The sequence below is a fragment of the Rahnella sp. BCC 1045 genome, from assembly GCF_019049615.1.
GTDB lineage: Bacteria > Pseudomonadota > Gammaproteobacteria > Enterobacterales > Enterobacteriaceae > Rahnella > Rahnella contaminans.
Genome location: NZ_JAFMOZ010000113.1, coordinates 41,531 through 58,091 on the forward strand (window position 1 = coordinate 41,531; position 16,561 = coordinate 58,091).

At 54.6% G+C, this 16,561-nt stretch carries 11 protein-coding genes; 7 read left to right on the top strand and 4 right to left on the bottom strand.

All coding sequences use genetic code 11. From position 1 onward, the window contains the following. Positions 1 to 92 precede the first annotated feature (92 nt). Both J1782_RS07485 and J1782_RS07490 read left to right on the top strand, forming a co-directional pair. Positions 93 to 590 (top strand): ferritin-like domain-containing protein, encoded by a 498-nt coding sequence (locus J1782_RS07485; protein ID WP_152326693.1) that lies wholly within the window; start codon positions 93 to 95, stop codon positions 588 to 590. A 48-nt stretch (positions 591 to 638) separates the two neighbouring features. Continuing rightward, the gene (locus J1782_RS07490) at positions 639 to 1,154 is read left to right on the top strand and encodes a ferritin-like domain-containing protein (RefSeq protein ID WP_152326692.1); all 516 of its coding nucleotides are present in this window, start codon (positions 639 to 641) and stop codon (positions 1,152 to 1,154) included. A gap of 78 nt (positions 1,155 to 1,232) precedes the next feature. Here the strand turns inward: J1782_RS07490 and J1782_RS07495 are convergent, their stop codons facing one another. Together J1782_RS07495 and fhuE are read right to left on the bottom strand one after the other, a co-directional pair. Next, on the bottom strand, positions 1,233 to 4,955 hold the full coding sequence (locus J1782_RS07495; RefSeq protein ID WP_217152795.1) for an autotransporter domain-containing protein: 3,723 nt from the start codon (positions 4,953 to 4,955) through the stop codon (positions 1,233 to 1,235). A 391-nt stretch (positions 4,956 to 5,346) separates the two neighbouring features. Next, positions 5,347 to 7,548, bottom strand: a complete 2,202-nt coding sequence (gene fhuE / locus J1782_RS07500; RefSeq protein WP_217152796.1) for a ferric-rhodotorulic acid/ferric-coprogen receptor FhuE — start codon at positions 7,546 to 7,548, stop codon at positions 5,347 to 5,349. A 411-nt stretch (positions 7,549 to 7,959) separates the two neighbouring features. Between fhuE and J1782_RS07505 the strand changes: the two genes are divergently transcribed. Both J1782_RS07505 and J1782_RS07510 read left to right on the top strand, forming a co-directional pair. Then, positions 7,960 to 9,603, top strand: a complete 1,644-nt coding sequence (locus J1782_RS07505; protein WP_217152797.1) for a methyl-accepting chemotaxis protein — start codon at positions 7,960 to 7,962, stop codon at positions 9,601 to 9,603. Between the two features lie 19 nt (positions 9,604 to 9,622). After that, positions 9,623 to 10,954: a sugar ABC transporter substrate-binding protein gene (locus J1782_RS07510; RefSeq protein WP_254302968.1), complete on the top strand. Its 1,332-nt coding sequence runs from the start codon at positions 9,623 to 9,625 to the stop codon at positions 10,952 to 10,954. A 62-nt stretch (positions 10,955 to 11,016) separates the two neighbouring features. Here J1782_RS07510 and J1782_RS07515 read toward each other — a convergent pair whose 3' ends face one another. After that, on the bottom strand, positions 11,017 to 12,408 hold the full coding sequence (locus tag J1782_RS07515; protein WP_217152798.1) for an aldehyde dehydrogenase family protein: 1,392 nt from the start codon (positions 12,406 to 12,408) through the stop codon (positions 11,017 to 11,019). A gap of 100 nt (positions 12,409 to 12,508) precedes the next feature. On the opposite strand from J1782_RS07515, the gene J1782_RS07520 reads away from it, so the two are divergent. The 3 genes from J1782_RS07520 (at position 12,509) to J1782_RS07530 (ending at position 15,087) form a co-directional block, all read left to right on the top strand. Beyond that, complete coding sequence (locus J1782_RS07520; protein ID WP_152326687.1) at positions 12,509 to 13,393, top strand: LysR family transcriptional regulator; 885 nt, start codon at positions 12,509 to 12,511, stop codon at positions 13,391 to 13,393. A 536-nt stretch (positions 13,394 to 13,929) separates the two neighbouring features. Then, complete coding sequence (locus J1782_RS07525) at positions 13,930 to 14,337, top strand: H-NS family nucleoid-associated regulatory protein (protein WP_217152799.1); 408 nt, start codon at positions 13,930 to 13,932, stop codon at positions 14,335 to 14,337. Positions 14,338 to 14,553: 216 nt separating this feature from the next. After that, entirely contained in the window at positions 14,554 to 15,087 is a 534-nt protein-coding gene (locus J1782_RS07530) for a cytochrome b (protein ID WP_217152800.1), read from the top strand. Positions 15,088 to 15,429: 342 nt separating this feature from the next. On the opposite strand, the gene panE is transcribed toward J1782_RS07530, so the two are convergent. Continuing rightward, complete coding sequence (panE, locus tag J1782_RS07535) at positions 15,430 to 16,347, bottom strand: 2-dehydropantoate 2-reductase (RefSeq protein WP_152326684.1); 918 nt, start codon at positions 16,345 to 16,347, stop codon at positions 15,430 to 15,432. Positions 16,348 to 16,561 lie beyond the last annotated feature (214 nt).

Genomic DNA, 16,561 nt, shown 5'->3' on the forward strand with positions numbered 1-16,561 from the left:
TCTGATGAGATAAGTCTCAAACAAAATTTACGGGGCTCAAAGGGGCTACGCTTAATGAGTTAATAAATTCGCCTCCATAAAAAGGAACTATAATGTCTATTACAACCTTAAAAGAATTATTTATTCATGATTTATCTGATGTTTATAGTGCTGAACGTCAGATAACCAAGGCGCTGCCTAAAATGGCCCGTGCCGCCACTGACCCTAAACTGGTCGATGCTTTCAAAACACACCTTGAAGAAACGCAGGGACAGATTGAAAGATTAGATCAGGTCGTTGAGTCTTCTGATGAAATTCGCCTTAAACGTATGAAATGTCATGCGATGGAAGGGCTGGTAGAAGAAGCGCAGGAGCTGATTGATTCTGTTGAAAAAGGCGAAGTGCTGGACGCCGGGCTTATCGGTGCTGCCCAAAAAGTTGAGCATTATGAAATTGCGACTTACGGAACCTTAGCCGCGTTGGCGAAAAAACTGGGATATTCTCAGGCTGCGAAATTACTTGAAGAAACATTGCAGGAAGAAAAAGACACCGATAAAAAATTAACGGTTATTGCGGGTTCACAACCCGTGACTAAAACTGCAAAGAGTTAATTGCGCACGAACTATTACGTAACGTCCCCTATAATGAAAGGAATAACAATGAGCAAATCTAAAGCGCAGGAAAATTATATTGACTGGGTGCGTGACGCGCATGCAATGGAAAAACAAGCAGAAACCATGCTGACTAAAATGGCGGACCGGCTTGAACATTACCCGCTTTTACAGCGCCGCATCCAGGAGCACATTGTGGAAACACAGGGCCAGCAGAAACTGGTTCAGGATGTGCTGGATCGCCTCGATACTTCCCATTCGGTGATAAAAGACGTAGCCGCAAAAGCCACGGCGATGGGACAGTCGCTGAGCGGAATGTTCGTCAGCGATGAAGTGGTGAAGGGCGGGATCAGCGGCTATGTGTTCGAGCATTTCGAGATTGCCTGTTACAGCGCCCTGATTGTTGCCGCCGAAGCCGTGGGTGACCTGCAAGGCGCACAGACGTTTAGGACGATCAAAGTTCAGGAAGAGCAAATGGCGAAATGGCTGGAGGAGAATCTTCCTGCAGTAACGCAGCGTTATCTCGCCCTGCTTGAAAACCCGGACGTCGATGCAAGTCGCTAGTTCCCGGCCTAAACCACGCACCCAATCCCGCATAAAAAAAGGGCGCTTTCGCGCCCTGTAACTCTTTTCTTAAACGCCTCAGAATCCGATATTCACCCTTACCATGATCATCTGCGAACGGCTGCGCGCATCATCCAGCCCCAGCGTTCCCTGATACGCGATGCCCGGCGTAATGTTGTGTGGCAGCAGGAAATCCAGCCCCATGCCCAGCATGATATTTTCCTGACTGTTGCCGAAAACATCTGCGCTCCAGCTGTCATTGCCGCTGTCCGCATACCCCAGACGGGCGCGTCCCTGATCGCTGAAGGCGTGCGTGTATTCGACACGACTTTGCCAGCGCAACATCGACCAGGTCAGCGGCAACGCGTACTGCGTCCGGATCCCAACGGCGCCGGTGACGTCATTCAGCACTTGTGAGGCAAAGGCTAAATCATAGGCGTCGGCGTTCGATTCGGTGTAGCTGTTCAGACGGGTGCGCGATAATTGCAGACGTCCGTAAGGGGAAATAAGCAGGTCTGGCAGGCGGTAATCGTAACCTGTGGTGACTGCGCCAAATACCTGATAACCACCACGGTCGCCGCGTGCGTAGTGATCCATTTCTGTTACGTAGCGGCGGCTGTCATAGTCCAGACGGCTATAGCCGAGCAGGCCATCGATAAAGTAGTTGTCCGGATGATAACTGCCATAAAACGCTGAACTGACGGAGCGCCCGTTGCTGCGGGAGCCGCTGTCCCCAATGTCGCTGACGTCCCGGCCAAAACCCATCCCCATACCTGCGGTAAATGCAGGGGTGAACTGATAGTCTGCGCCGGTGCTGATCCCCACCAGCGTATGGCTGAAACTCACGCCGTCTTTGCCGGAATGACCAAAGTCGACAAAGCCACCGGTCCAGTAATTGATGCGTGAATTATTGCGGTTGAGCGGATGCTGTGCGGAGGTTTTATCTGTCAGCTGGGGCAATTCGGGGGTCTGACGGTTATTTTCCCAGGCAGAATTCCACAGCGTATCGTCAAGTCCGCGTTCTTTTTTAGACGACGGCATGTTGAAACGGATGCCGTTCATCCCGCTGTGAACACTGGCCGGATTGTGCAGGGTTTCCAGACGATCGCTGAAGTTACGGATCTGAGCGCGCGCAAAATTCTGCGCCGACTGAATCTGGGCACTGACCAGACCGAGAACATCTGGATCTTTTGACGGATCAGGGCGTCCTGCGATGGTGAATGTCACTGTCGCAGGCGCAGATTGTGAATCTTGCCTCAGCAGCACATAACGCAGAGCCACGGTGCCGGAAGCCTGACTTGCAGCATCAAAATCCAGATAGACGCTGTTTTCACTCTGTCCGAGCGTGGCGTTACCTAATGTTTTTGGGGGTAAATCAACCAGGCGCGCGCCGGTGAACGGGCCGCCTGTGGCGCTTTCGGTCAGGTTAACGCGCACTGATTTACCGGCCAGTACGGAAGCGGCATGGCTCGCACCCACCGGCTCCGCAGTGATGATATTGAGTGTATACGTGACCTGACCGGTTACGCCGCTGGCATCCGTTGCCGTCAGCGTGAAATTGCTGTTGCCTGCGGCGGCTGGCGTCCCGCTCAGGGTATCGCCAGCCAGCGCTAATCCGGCCGGTAAAACCCCAGAAATGCGGTACTGATAAGGCGCTGTGCCGCCGGAAGCGCTGAACGTCTGACGGTAACTTGTGCCTGCACGACCCTCCGGCAACGCCCCGCTGGCGGGCGTAAATGCCAGCGTCGTGGCGGTAACGTTAAGTGTGACCGTCGCCTGTGCCGCGCCAAAATTGTTGGACGCGCTGTAGATGAAACTGTCGCTGCCGGAATATCCCGCGACAGGCGTATAGCGGATTTTCAGGCTTTGGATCCGCGCAGTGCCGTGTGCGGGTTGTTGCACAATGGCAAGCGACGTTACTGCGCCGCCGGATAACACCGGTTCAATCAGATTCTCACGGGTATTGGCGACCACGGTTGATGACACCGCGCTGACGACCGGTGCCTGACCGGCAACGATAAGCTGATAACTGACCGTGCCGGTGATCCCGGAGTTATCCGCAGCGCTGACCTGAATTGTATAGCGACCAGATACCGTCGGCGTTCCGGAAATTTCGCCGGTGCTGGCGCTGATTGTCAGGCCGGCGGGCAGGCCGGACGCGCTGTAGGTGTAAGGCGAAGTGCCGCTGCTGGCCGTGATGGTCTGTGACCACGGCGTGCCCGCCGTGGCAGAAGACAATGTGCCGCTGGCCGGTGTGAAGCTCAGCGTCACGTTGGTCACATGGAGGCTGACGGTGGCTGGCGCAGAGGTTCCCCAGTTATTGCTGGCGGTATAGGTGAAGGTATCCGTGCCTGAATATCCGGCAACGGGCGTATAACTCAGGGATGTGCCGGAAGCGACCGCCGTACCATGAAGGGGGGCGGTGGCAACGGTAACCGACGCCGCCGCTCCGCCGGAAAGTGAGGGCACAATGGCATTATTGCTGCTGTTCCCGGTGACGGTCGTGCTGACCGCATTGGCAACCGGCGCCTGCCCGGAAACCGTTATTGTGTAGTTTTGCGTCCCCGACGCGGCGTTCGCCGTATCCTGCGCAATAATCGCAAAATGATAACTTCCCGCCGCTGCCGGTATTCCCGAAAGTTCGCCAGCCGGTGTGAACGTTAAACCCGGCGGTAATGTGCCTGATATCGAGAAACTGTAATTGCCCGAACCGCCGCTTGCCGTGAATGTCTGGGCGTAAGCGGTGCCGGAAATCGCTGCTGCGAGCGTCGCGGGGGAAAGGGTTATCGTGGGCGCAGAAATCGTCAGGCTGATGGTCGCCGGAGTGGACGTTCCCCACGAATTGCTGGCGGTATAACTGAAACTGTCCGCGCCAGAATAGTTGTTTGCAGGTGTGTAAGTGGCGGTGGTTCCCGTGATGGCAACGGAGCCGTGTGCGGGCGGAGACGTTACCGCCACCGATGTGGCTGTTCCGCCGGAAAGGGGCAGGGTGATGGCGTTATTGCTGCTGTTAAATACCACGCTGGCGCTGTTCGAACCTGCGACCGGTGGCAGCCCGCTGCGTTGCACCACTACGGTATAGGCGGAAGTGGTTGTCCCGTCTCCCGCCGTAACGACCACGCTTAATGTGTTATTACCTTCGCTTAACGCAACCGCACCGGATGCGCTGCCCGATGTGACGGAAACGCCGTTCACGGTGACGGTTGCCGTGTTATTGCTGGTGGTTGGCGTCAGAGAAATGCGGGTGACGCTGTTGGCCACAACCACGTTGTAAGACGAGGTGCCGGAGGAAAACGCCGGAGACAGTGAACCCTGAGAGGCCGAAAGCGCCGAAAGGCTGGCGTCTGTTGATACGCTGGCCGCAGAGGTACAGGAAACCGTGAGCGGGCTGAGGTAGCCGTGGCTGGTCGTCATGCGAAACCGGAGTCCGGCACTCACCAGTTGCGAGCCCGTGACGGTATAAGTATGTGTTCCCGCCGTACCGCCGGAGCCTGCTGTGGGGTAATAGGTTGTGAACGTGCTCATCCCGTAGTTCGTCAGGCCGAAACTGTCGGTGTTCGTGTTGTCACTGTTCACGCCAGCACCGGAGTCGGTAAACGTCAGGGTCAACGTATCACCGGCGTCAAACTGGCTGGCCTGATAAGCCTGTGCAGCGAATGTCGCGGAGGAAAACGTTGCGTTATTCAGTGCGGTACAGCCTGCGGATTGTGCGATGGCCGATGATACCGAAACTAAAGACAACAGAAGAAAAGTGCAGACAAAACGGGCACAGCCGCCTGTTGCGCGATGAAGGCGAGTCATGGTTATTCCCTGAGATAATCAGACGTGCAGGCGTCGTTTTTGTTGGTTTATTTCAGGGATGTTATCGGAATATTCCGAAAGCCAATCGCGCAATTACCGCATCAAAAGGGGGTTAATTGCGCGATGGCGTTCGAAAGGTGAAAGCAGTCTTAGTACTGAAATCTCATTATTTCTTTGGCCGGTATTTGTGGATCATTTTGCGGAGAGTGAGTTTTTCACGGGCGATGCGTTTACCGGTCATAGACGTAACCTGAAAATTAAGGTGTATCTATTAGACCTGTGCAAGTTTTTTCCGCAGACGACCTGACTCAATAATTCAGTTCATGGATGCTTTCTGGAGAACAGAAAGCCGCAGGCACAACACCTGCGGCAAAACGTTCATCGGGTCAAATCAGAACGCGTAAGAAAGGCTGACGGAATAACTGCGCGGCTGGCCGTAAACGGCGTAATCGCTCAGCCATGAGTAATAGCTGCGGTCAAAGAGGTTATCGATATTCGCCTGCACCGCGAGCTGACGGGTGACCTGATAACGGGTGAACAAATTAACCAGCGGAACGCTGCCCTGATACACGCGCACTGTGTTGCCGTCTGGCCCGGTGGCATCCTGGAAGGTACGGTTTTGCCAGTTCACGCCTCCGCCGACGGTGAGATCCGGCATCCACGGCAACTGATAACGGCTGAACAGTTTGAGCTGCGTCTGCGGCATATTGCTGTTGAGACGCCCGCCGGTGTTATCGCGCGCAACGTAGCGTGTGGCGCCGAAAGTCATTTGCAGGTTGTCGGTCACTGCGCCGTTAATCTCGAATTCTGCCCCTTTGCTGACCGTGCCCTGCGCGGCGTAGTAGGCCTGTTCACTGGTGTCATTGACGAAGTTGTCGCCGTCTGCTTCTGCGACATTATCCTGTTCGATGCGGAAAACGGCGAAAGTGGCGGTCAGGCGGTCGTTCATCCAGCTGGATTTCAGGCCGGTTTCGTAGTTTTTCCCGGTGGCCGGTGCCAGATAATGGCCGTCGCGGGTGCGGTAGGTTTGCGGCTGGAAGATGGAGGTATAACTGGCGTAAGCCGACCACGTATCGTCAATGTCGTAAACCAGCCCGCCATAAGGAGTGAGGTTATTTTTACTCATGTTGCCGCTGCTGCCAACGGTGCTCCACTGCGTATAACGCGCGCCGATAATCAGTGAGAGCGGGTCGGCCAGCGAGAACCGGGTCGCCAGGTAGCCCGCTTTCTGGCGCACCACGTCGTCGGCGTTCAGATACCAGTCGTCCCATTCCGGTTCCGCAACATCGCCGTTCCAGTTGTTGAAACTGCCCATGGTGTCGCTGTCGATCGGGCCGTTGGCGCTGTATGTCGAGTTGTGCTGGCGGCTGTAACTGACGCCCGCGACCATTTCATGCTGGCGGCCAAAGAGCTGGAAAGGTCCGCTGGCGTAGGTATCCACCGAGTCCAGTTTACGCGTTCCGCGGTCTTTACTGCCGAACCCGGAAATCCCTTCGCCCGTCGTCGCGTCCGGGAAGTCTTCGATATACAGCAGCTTGTCGTCGAATTTCTGTTCGCCGTGCGTACCGTTGATGCGGAATGTCCAGCCGTTATCGAAATCATGTTTCACATTGGCGAACACTTTGCGCGATTGTGTGTTGTAGTGCGTCCAGTCCGCGGAAGTGTTGGTGCTGCGGTCAAAATGCGTGCGTGCGCCGTTGCTGTACCAGGTCGGCAGCCCGCCCCACGTCGGATTGCCGGTATTGTTTTCCTGATAATCGTAGCCGAGCGACACCGTGGTGTTATCGGTCACGTCGGCATCGACCACGCCATAAATGAATTTCTTGGTTTTATGGTAACGGTCGAGCCAGCTGTCCTGATCCTGATAACCGGCCACGACGCGGCCGCGCACCGAGCCTTCTTCGTTGAGCGGGCCGGAAACGTCGAGCACATAACGCTGCTTATTCCAGCTGCCGTAGCTGGCGCTGATATTGCCGGTGAACTGTTTGCTGTCCGCCTGTTTGCGCACCATATTGACGGACGCTGCCGGGTTACCGGCACCGGTCATCAGACCGGTTGCGCCGCGGACCACTTCGATGCGGTCATAAATGGCGGTGTCTTCGGCGGCATCGCCAAAGTTCCAGGTATCGCTGACGGAAGAAGGAATGCCGTCGTAGGTGTAATTATTGATGTAAAAGCCGCGTGAGAAATAGGAAACGCGTTCGCTGTCGATCACTTCCGTCGAGATGCCGGTGGTGTTATCCATCACGTCGCCGACCGATTGCAGGTTCTGATCCTGCATGCGCTGTTTAGTGATCACGCTGACGGACTGCGGTACGTCACGCGGCGTCAGCAACATTTTCGTGCCCGCGCGCGTGGTTTTGACGTTGTAATCCTGTGACTCATCGGCGGTTCCGCCCGTTGTTCCTTCCACAACCATATTCTCATCGGCGGCGGGCGCGGCGGCTGTCGCTGTGCTGGTAGCGGCTGCGGCGTGAGCCGCGGAGGAAGCCGTCATGACCAGGATCGCCAGTGCCGACAATGAGGTTGAAAGCTTACTTTTGTTCTCCGGCGCAGACGTTTCCGCGCCGTAATCCCTGCCACTGAAAGACATAATGTATCCCGTAAAAACCACATTAATAGAAAGCGCCGCCGCTTCTTTTCATTGTCTTTAAACAGGATCTTCTGACCGCAGTCATCAGCCCGAATCGCAAATTTTAAGAAGAGCACGCAATGAGAATGTGAATAGTAATCATTTGTGTTTTATCCGTCCCAAAATCTTTTGCCATCGTAAAGTAACAAAATATGTTTGCGTCTGACCGGCAGCATAAATCCCTGATTAAACGTAAACCACTGCCATCTAAAATCGCCAAAGTCGTCATTGCGACGCAGGCACAGGCGACTGAAATAACTGACTAAACATTCTTCAAGGCCTGCCGATAAACCGTGCAAAGGGCGATCACCCATTTGCCATCTGGTGCTGACGCCTTCCTGTTGGATTACCGCTGTTATCAGAGGAATTGATATGGGATTTACCATCAAAAGCCGGTTGATTGGCATCGTGGGATTGTTGTGCGTCTTGCTGACTGTCGCCGCCGTCTGGGCCATTTTAGGGTTACGCGCCGCCGATCAGCGTGCGATTTCGACCTACCGCACCGAGTTATTACCGTTACAGCATTCTGCAAAATTATACCGTCTGGCACAGATGCAATCGGCGACGCTGTTTGAATCGCTGCGCTACTGGACCGATCCGGCAGAAGTCGATCAGCGTGTCGCGCAGATTGATGCTTACGGCAGGCAAATTGCCACCGAGCGCAAGGCGTATGAAGCCACGTTTGCCGTGCCCGGCAGCGAAAAACTCCGCACCACTTTTCTCGATGACCTGAACAGTTATCAGGCCGCCATCAGCCATGCTGCAAAACTGGTCGCCGGAGGCAATCCGTCCGGTGCGCTGGTCATTATCGAAACGCGTTTGAAAAATGGCAGTCAGGCATTGCAGCAGGATATCGACGGGCTGGATAACCTGATGCGAAGCCACGCCGAAAACAATTACGCCACCAGCTCAGCGGCGTACGCCACGATGCGCAACAGTATGGCGGCGATCCTGGCCGTCGGTTTACTGGTCGCCGGGATAGCGGGCTGGTTGCTGGTGCGTTCGATTACCGGCGCAGTGTGTCGCGCACGTCGTCTGGCTGAATCCATTTCCGAAGGCGGCCTGAATCACCGTCTGGGCGCAATCCCGAAAGATGAAATGGGCGAACTGATGCAGGCGCTGGCGAAAATGGACGCCCGTCTGAGCGGCATTGTGCGCGAAGTCGGGGAAAGCGCGCTGGCGCTGAGCAGCGCAGCCGGGCAAATGGCCGACGGCAACAATGATTTGTCCTCGCGCACGCACGCGCAGGCCAGCTCGCTCGAACAGACAGCGGCGAGCATGGAACAAATGACCGCCACGGTGAAATTCAACGCCGATAATGCCGCGCAGGCCAGCGAACTGGCGCAGACCGTCCGCAAACAGGCGCAGCAAAGCAGCGGAATTCTGGACGATGCGGTGACCGCAATGCGCGACATCGAAGAATCCAGTAATAAAATTGCCGATATTAACCGGGTGATCGACGAAATTGCCTTCCAGACCAATCTGCTGGCGCTGAATGCGGCGGTGGAAGCCGCGCGGGCAGGCGAACAGGGGCGCGGTTTTGCGGTGGTCGCCTCAGAAGTGCGTCAGCTGGCACAACGTTCTGCCACGGCGGCGCAGGAAATCAAAACCCTGATCCAGACCAGCGTCAGCAAAGTCGATGCGGGCAGCAAACTGGTGCTTCGCTCCGGCGAAACGCTTCAGGAAATCAACGGCGGCATGGCGAAAATGGTGGAGTACGTGGCTGACATCGCCGTCGCCAGCCGTCAGCAGTCCAGCGGTATCGATCAGGTTAACGTCGCCATCGTACAGATGGACAGCGCGACGCAGCAAAATGCGGCGCTGGTGGAAGAGGCCAGCGCGGCCAGCCATACCGTGAACGAACACGCGGCGCGGCTGGTTGAGAAAATGTCGTTCTTCCATCTGCGTCCGTCAGCACAGTTTGCGCCGGGTGCCGTGGAAGGCGTGCTGGAACCGCTGCCTGCGCTGAATTCGCCGGAAACAGCGCCCCGTCAACCGCGTCTGGCGAATGCCTGAGCCGAAAAGGAGCACGAACATGTCAGGTCTCATGCCAGGTCTTTTTCAGCGACGAGTCTTCAGTATTTGGCTGCCGCTGGCCTTTTGCGCCAGCGCGCAGGCGCAAACCGTGGTCAAAATTGCCACCATCGCCAACGGTGACATGACGATCATGCAGCAGATGTCCGGTGAGTTTGAGAAATCACATCCGGACATCAGACTCGAATGGCACGTCATGGACGACGGCGAGCTGCGCAAACAGGTGCTCAGCTACATGAACAGCGGGCAGGCGAATTTCGATGTGATCACGGTCGGCACGTATGAAGCGCCGTTGTGGGGCAAAAAAGGCTGGCTGCAACCGCTCAACAATTTGCCCGCTGATTACAATGTCGATGATCTGCTCAAGCCCATCCGCAGCGCGCTTTCCTGGCAGGGCACGCTGTACGCGTTGCCGTTTTACGGCGAAAGCAGCATGACGTATTACCGCAAAGATCTGTTCGCGAAAAAAAATCTGACCATGCCGAAAAATCCGAGCTGGGATGAAGTGAAAGCTTTCGCGGCGCAGCTGACCGATAAATCACAAGGCGTTTACGGCCTGTGCCTGCGCGGCCTGGCGGGGTGGGGCGACAACGTGGCGTTTATCACCACGATGGCCAACGCCTATGGCGCGGAATGGTTTGATGAAAACTGGCATCCGCGCCTCGACAGCGACGAGTGGCGTGCAGTGCTCACTGATTACGTACAGATGATGCATGATTACGGCCCGCCGGATGGGACATCCAACAGCTTTGGTCAGAACCTGAAACTGTTTGCGCAGGGCAAATGCGCGATCTGGATCGACAGCACCGTCGCCGCCGGAATGGTAATTAATCCGCAGATTTCGCCTGTCGCCGACAGCGCCGGTTTCGCACCCGCGCCGACGGCGCTTTCGAGTAACGGTTCGCACTGGCTTTGGGCGTGGGCGCTGGCTGTTCCGCAACGCGCCAGCCATAAAGACGAAGCGCAGCAATTCATCACCTGGGCCACATCGCAGGCATATATTCAGGACGTCGCGAAAACCGTGGGCTGGGGCGCTATCCCGCCGGGCAGCCGCTATTCTTCTTACGCGCAGGTGAAATACCAGAAACTCGCGCCTTACGCAGACGGCGTAAAACAGGCGGTGGAAACCGCGACGCCGGAACAGCCGACATTATATCCGGTGCCGTATCAGGGCGTGCAGTACGTGAGTATTCCGGGCTTTGATCAGATGGGTGATGCGGTCGGGCGGAATATTTCGGATTTGCTGGAAGGGAAGAAAACGCTGGATGAAACGCTGAGCGCCAATCAGCAGGCGGTCACCACAATTTACGCCGAGAGGTCGCAGGGGAATTAAATGCAAAGAATCACAGGATGATGGAATCCTGTGATTCTTGTTTTGACCACACGTTTCTGTGATTACGTGCGGTCAGTCCAGACCGTCTGCACGTTGCAGAATTCACGCAGGCCGAAATGCGACAACTCGCGGCCATAGCCACTTTTCTTCACGCCACCAAACGCCACACGCGGATCCGATGCGCTGTATCCGTTAATGAACACGCCGCCGGTTTCCAGCTCTGCGGTCATCTGTTTTGCACGTTCTGCATCAGCGGTGAAAATCGTGGCGCTCAGGCCAAAATCGCTGTCATTGGCTAGTTCGACCGCGTGATCTGCATCGCGGGCAACCGTAATCGCGGCGACCGGCCCGAACAGTTCCTGACGAAATGCCGTCATTTCCGGTGTAACGTTGCCGAGAATAGTCGGTGCATAGAAGTTACCGTTTCCGGCCATTTTCTCACCGCCCAGCAGCAACGCCGCGCCTTCGGACAGGCTGTCCTGAACTTGTTTATCCAGCTCATCGCGTAAATCGAAACGGGCCATCGGGCCGATATAAGTGGCGTCATCCAGCGGATTTCCTACGACCAGCGCCCGGGTGGCCGCCACAAATTTCGTCGTAAATGCGTCGAGCACGCCTTCTTCAACGATCAGACGTTTTGCAGCGGCGCAAACCTGCCCGGTATTCTGATAACGCCCGGCGACGGCGGCTTTCACCGCTTCGTCAAGACTTGCGTCGTTCAGAACGATAAACGGATCAGACCCGCCGAGTTCCAGCACGCATTTTTTAACCTGTTTGCCCGCCAGTTCCGCAATCGCCGCACCGGCACGCACGCTGCCGGTGACCGTCACCGCCACCACGCGCGGATCGGCAATCAGCGTGGCAACGGCCGGAGTACCGACATTGATCACGCCAAATGCACCCGCCGGGAAACCGGCTTTCAGCACGGCCTGCTTCACCAGATATGTGGTGCCCATGACGCCCGGCGCAGGTTTGAGCAGGAACGTATTCCCCGCCAGCAAGGCCGGAACCGCGCCGCGCAGGATCTGCCAGACCGGGAAGTTCCACGGCATAATCGCCAGAATCATGCCGGAAGGGCGGTAATGAATGTGCGCTTCGCCGTTATCGACCCGAGCCGGTTCCGGTGCCAGCATCGCCGGGCCATATTCGGCATACCATTCGCACAAACCGGCGGATTTCTCCACTTCGGCGCGCGCCTGTTTCACCGGTTTGCCCATCTCAAGAGAAATGCTGCGGGCGATGTCTTCACTGGTTTCGCGCAGTGCGGCTGCCAGGCGGATCAAAAGGGCAGCGCGTTCGCTGACGTCTGTTTTGCGCCACTGTTTGAAGGCAGAAAAGCCCTGCGCAACGGCGGCTTCAAGTGCCAGATCGGTGTCGTACGCATAATCTGCGATACGTTCGCCGTTAAACGGATTGACTGAGATTGCATGTGTGTTCGAAGTTGCTGTCGTCATTTCGGTGTCCTCGTTAAGCCAGTTCATTAAGAATAGAGGCTTGCGCGATTTAATAAAAATGAATAAAAATAAGCAAACCGTTCACTTTTTGAGAATCACTATGAACCTGTCCCAGCTTGAGATGTTCCGTGCCGTGGCCGAAACCGGCAGTATCAGCGCCGCCGCGCAGCGCGTACACCGCGTGCCGTCGAACCTGACGACCCGCATTAAACAGCTTGAAGCCGAGCTGGGTGTGGAGCTGTTTATCCGCGAAAACCAGCGTTTGCGGCTTTCTCCTGCGGGCCGCAATTTTCTCAGCTATAACAACCGCATACTGGATTTAGTCGAAGAAGCGCGCTTGTCGGTGTCCGGCACAGAACCGCAGGGAATTTTCTCGCTCGGCGCGCTGGAAAGCACGGCAGCAGTGCGCATTCCGGCATTACTGACGCGCTATCATCAGCAGTTTGGCAAAGTCGAACTGGCGCTGAGCACTGGCCCTTCGGGCGAACTGCTGGATAAACTGGTGGAAGGTGAACTGGAAGCGACGTTTGTCGACGGGCCGGTTTTGCATCCGGTACTCGACGGGATCCCGGTTTATCAGGAAGAAATGGTGATTGTGGCACCGCTCAGTCACGCGGCGGTGATGCGGGGGAAAGAGGTTAACGGCGAAATTATCTATGCGTTTCGTTCGAACTGTTCGTATCGCCGTCATTTCGAAAGCTGGTTTGCCGATGACGGTGCCGCGCCGGGCAAAATCTACGAGATGGAGTCATATCACGGGATGCTGGCGTGTGTGATTGCGGGCGGCGGGCTGGCGCTGATGCCGCGCAGCATGCTGGAAAGTATGCCGGGCAGCACGACGGTCAGCGTCTGGCCGCTGGCGGATAACTACCGCTTTCTGACGACCTGGCTAATCTGGCGCCGGGGAACGCTGACGCGCAATCTGTCGGAATTCATCAGGATGGCAAAAGTCGCTGCGGTCAGCCCTCAACCGTCTGTAAAATAACCTGCCAGTCGAGCGCCAGTTTGAGTAACACGCAGGCGGCGCACACGAAAATAATGGTTTTGAACATAATATGAGGGAAGTCCTGTTTGTGACCGAAGTCACAGTCTAAGGCGAGAATTGTTAAATTACGCCCTATTTCTTGTGCAGAAAACGCGTTGAGGCGTAGAAAAATCGGATGATTCTATCAAAACGCTATTTTCCCCGCAGCGGTTCGCACGAAAAGAAAAGAACTTGCGTCAATTGTGCATAATAGCAACATCGGTTATTCACGCTGCGATACTATTAAGAAGATGCCTAAATTTAGGTTAATAATTCGCAACCTATTTCAAGGGGGTAAAGCGGAAAGTGGATAACTTTATTTATTCTCATGCGGCAAGCCCTTATAAAAATAGCATATTAACATTCAATGAAACTAAACGGCAGGCAAAGGAATTGTGTAATCGCTTGTAATATTATCCTGGCGCAATTGATATCATTATTTGTTTGTGTAGAATCAGTGTCACTAATTTAATGATACCCCCTAAAGTGAGCACATCATGGACAACGCGTTAAACGTTTTGAATAATATCCGTACACTTCGGGCTCAGGCTCGTGAAACGCCATTAAGCACTCTGGAAGAAATTCTGGAAAAACTGACCGCTATTGTTGAAGAATCCCGCGAGAACGTGAAAGCACGCAGCGCGCAACAACAAGAACGTGATGAGAAATTACTGAAATATCGTGAAATGCTGGCAAATGACGGCATCGCAATTGATGACCTGCTGGGGCATCAGGCGGCAAAAGAAACCACCAAAGCGAAGCGCAAGCCGCGCCCTGCGCTGTATGAGTACACCGACACCGACGGTTCCAAAAAAACCTGGACCGGTCAGGGTCGTACTCCTTCAGCCATCAAAGCCGCTCTGGATAAAGGCGCTGCGCTGGAAAGCTTCATGATCGCGCGTTAATTAAATCGTGATGTGTTGGGGCGTTACCTGTCAGCTTGTGAAACGGGCAGGTAGCGTTATCCAACTTCTCAGCTTTTAAAGCCCTTATTCATTCACCGCCAAAGCGGTTAATTTTTCTTTCCACACAATCTTCTCCCCGGCGCGTTTACCGCCGTCTTAATGTAAGCTTAAGTCTCAACAAGTAAGATAACGGTAACTTTGTTTACCGGAACTTCTATGCGTACCCGATATTCTTATCCGCAAATTGTGCTGCACTGGCTGGTGTTTGTTTTGGTCGTTCTGACCTATACGACGATGGATATAAAAGACGCGTTCGCCAAAGGTTCCTTTGTACGAGAACTATTAACTCTTACGCATTACAGCCTGGGTTTCTGCGTATTATTTCTGATGTGCGTACGCCTTTTTATCCGCGCGATGTACGTCACGCCTGCCATTAAACCTGTTCCACCGCGCTGGCAACATTGTTTGTCGCTCCTCACGCATGGTTCTGTTTATCTGATGTTTATGGGTTTACCGGTGCTGGGCATTTTGTCGCAATATTTTGGCGGCCATGACTGGACGATGTTTAACATCAGAATGCCCAAAAGCTATCTGGCCGATCTGACATTACAAAAACAGTTAAAAACCCTGCATGAATGGCTGGCGAATGCCGGATATTATCTGATCGGATTACACGCTTTCGCTGCGCTCTGGCACCATTACCGCCGCCGCGATAATACGTTGATACGCATGTTGCCTGGGAAGAATTAGCAGACATTAAAAAGGCAATCCCGAAGAATAAAATTTCCCGGGGTGGATTTTGTATTGGATATCACGCCAGGCGGTTTTATTGAAACAACCTGTTTGATTTTTGCAAGCGACTGAATTTATGGCTCAACTTAACTCAAATTAAACCCATGAAAGATATGCCAGAACAATGAGTTCGCGCGATTTGTAGCCGGGTGCGTGAATTTGAGTTAATCACCTCCCCGCAAGTCGTCTGTTTATTGTCAGACCGCTAATCGAAGCACCACAAAAATCCCGCCTTTTGGCGGGTTTTTTGTTTTTATCGTTTGAAGATCCTCTGGCCTTCAAATTTGGCAAAATCAGATATTATTCGCGGTTCTTCTGATACACACACAAATGCGTATACGCTGCCTGTAAAAGTGGAATGCTGATCCCCACACGCGTTGCGCGTTCTACCAGGTCACCAATAATCTGCTCCGCTTCGATAGGATATCCCTGCGTCATATCGCGATACATAGATGACGTCTGCGGCGAATTTTTGTCGGTCACGGCTTCCCTGACTTTCGCCACCGCCGCCGCGCGTTCCGCGTAGCCAAAGGCTTTCATGGTGGTTAATGCTTCGCTCACGATGGCCTGTGCGAACTCCGTTCCGCCAGGCGCAGAGGCGACCTGACCGATGTTGCCGCGCATGGTGCAGGTGATGGCGCCGAAGCTTGACAGCAGCAGCCACTTCTCCCACAAATCGCTGATGATGGTTTCCGAAAGGAGGGCATCGATACCGGCGCTCTGAAATGCCTGATCGACGCTAAGAATGCGCTCGGTTTTCTCGCCGGAGAGTTCGCCATAGATAATCTGATGCAGCGGCGTCATCTGGTGGATATGGCCGTCGGCATCCAGCGTGGCGTTGATTTTGCACAGTCCGCCAATCAGCGCGTGCTCACCAAACCGCTGGCTGAGCGTTTCCATGTGCTTCATGCCATTAAGTACCGGCATGACCAGCGTATTTTCGCCAACGACCGGTGCGATATCCTTAATGGCCGCTTCCAGCCCAAAACTTTTCACCGTCAGCAAAATCAGATCATAAGGGCCGGTCAGCTGAGAAGCCTGTACCACGGCGGGTTGCAGGTGAAAATCACCGTGCGGGCTGTGAACCGTCAATCCGTCTTTCTGCACCGCCAGCGCGCGCTTCTCGCGCAGTAAAAATGTCACATCCTGCCCGGCCTGAGCCAGCCGCGCACCGAAATATCCGCCCGTCGCACCCGCGCCTACCACTAAAATCCGCATATGTTTTCCCCATTGTTTCAAGACATTCAGAAACCAAGCTGTGGGTTTAAACTACGGGACAGTGTGCCTTTTAATCAAGAGGGGGTAATAAAGGATTGAGTAACAAGGTGGTAATAAAGGGTTGAGTAACAAACAGAAAAGAAGAGTTTTTGATGATTTTTTTCACCTGATATTCTTCAGTGTCATTTATTCGACGACCTGCACTCCCCGCCCG

Bases quoted from the DNA above. Each gene is read 5' to 3' on its own strand.
- J1782_RS07485 (WP_152326693.1), top strand. From the start codon at position 93: ATGTCTATTACAACCTTAAAAGAATTATTTATTCATGATTTATCTGAT.
- J1782_RS07495 (WP_217152795.1), bottom strand. From the start codon at position 4,955: ATGACTCGCCTTCATCGCGCAACAGGCGGCTGTGCCCGTTTTGTCTGC.
- J1782_RS07530 (WP_217152800.1), top strand. From the start codon at position 14,554: ATGCGTACCCGATATTCTTATCCGCAAATTGTGCTGCACTGGCTGGTG.
- panE (WP_152326684.1), bottom strand. From the start codon at position 16,347: ATGCGGATTTTAGTGGTAGGCGCGGGTGCGACGGGCGGATATTTCGGT.
- J1782_RS07505 (WP_217152797.1), top strand. From the start codon at position 7,960: ATGGGATTTACCATCAAAAGCCGGTTGATTGGCATCGTGGGATTGTTG.
- J1782_RS07490 (WP_152326692.1), top strand. From the start codon at position 639: ATGAGCAAATCTAAAGCGCAGGAAAATTATATTGACTGGGTGCGTGAC.
- J1782_RS07515 (WP_217152798.1), bottom strand. From the start codon at position 12,408: ATGACGACAGCAACTTCGAACACACATGCAATCTCAGTCAATCCGTTT.
- J1782_RS07510 (WP_254302968.1), top strand. From the start codon at position 9,623: ATGTCAGGTCTCATGCCAGGTCTTTTTCAGCGACGAGTCTTCAGTATT.
- fhuE (WP_217152796.1), bottom strand. From the start codon at position 7,548: ATGTCTTTCAGTGGCAGGGATTACGGCGCGGAAACGTCTGCGCCGGAG.
- J1782_RS07525 (WP_217152799.1), top strand. From the start codon at position 13,930: ATGGACAACGCGTTAAACGTTTTGAATAATATCCGTACACTTCGGGCT.
- J1782_RS07520 (WP_152326687.1), top strand. From the start codon at position 12,509: ATGAACCTGTCCCAGCTTGAGATGTTCCGTGCCGTGGCCGAAACCGGC.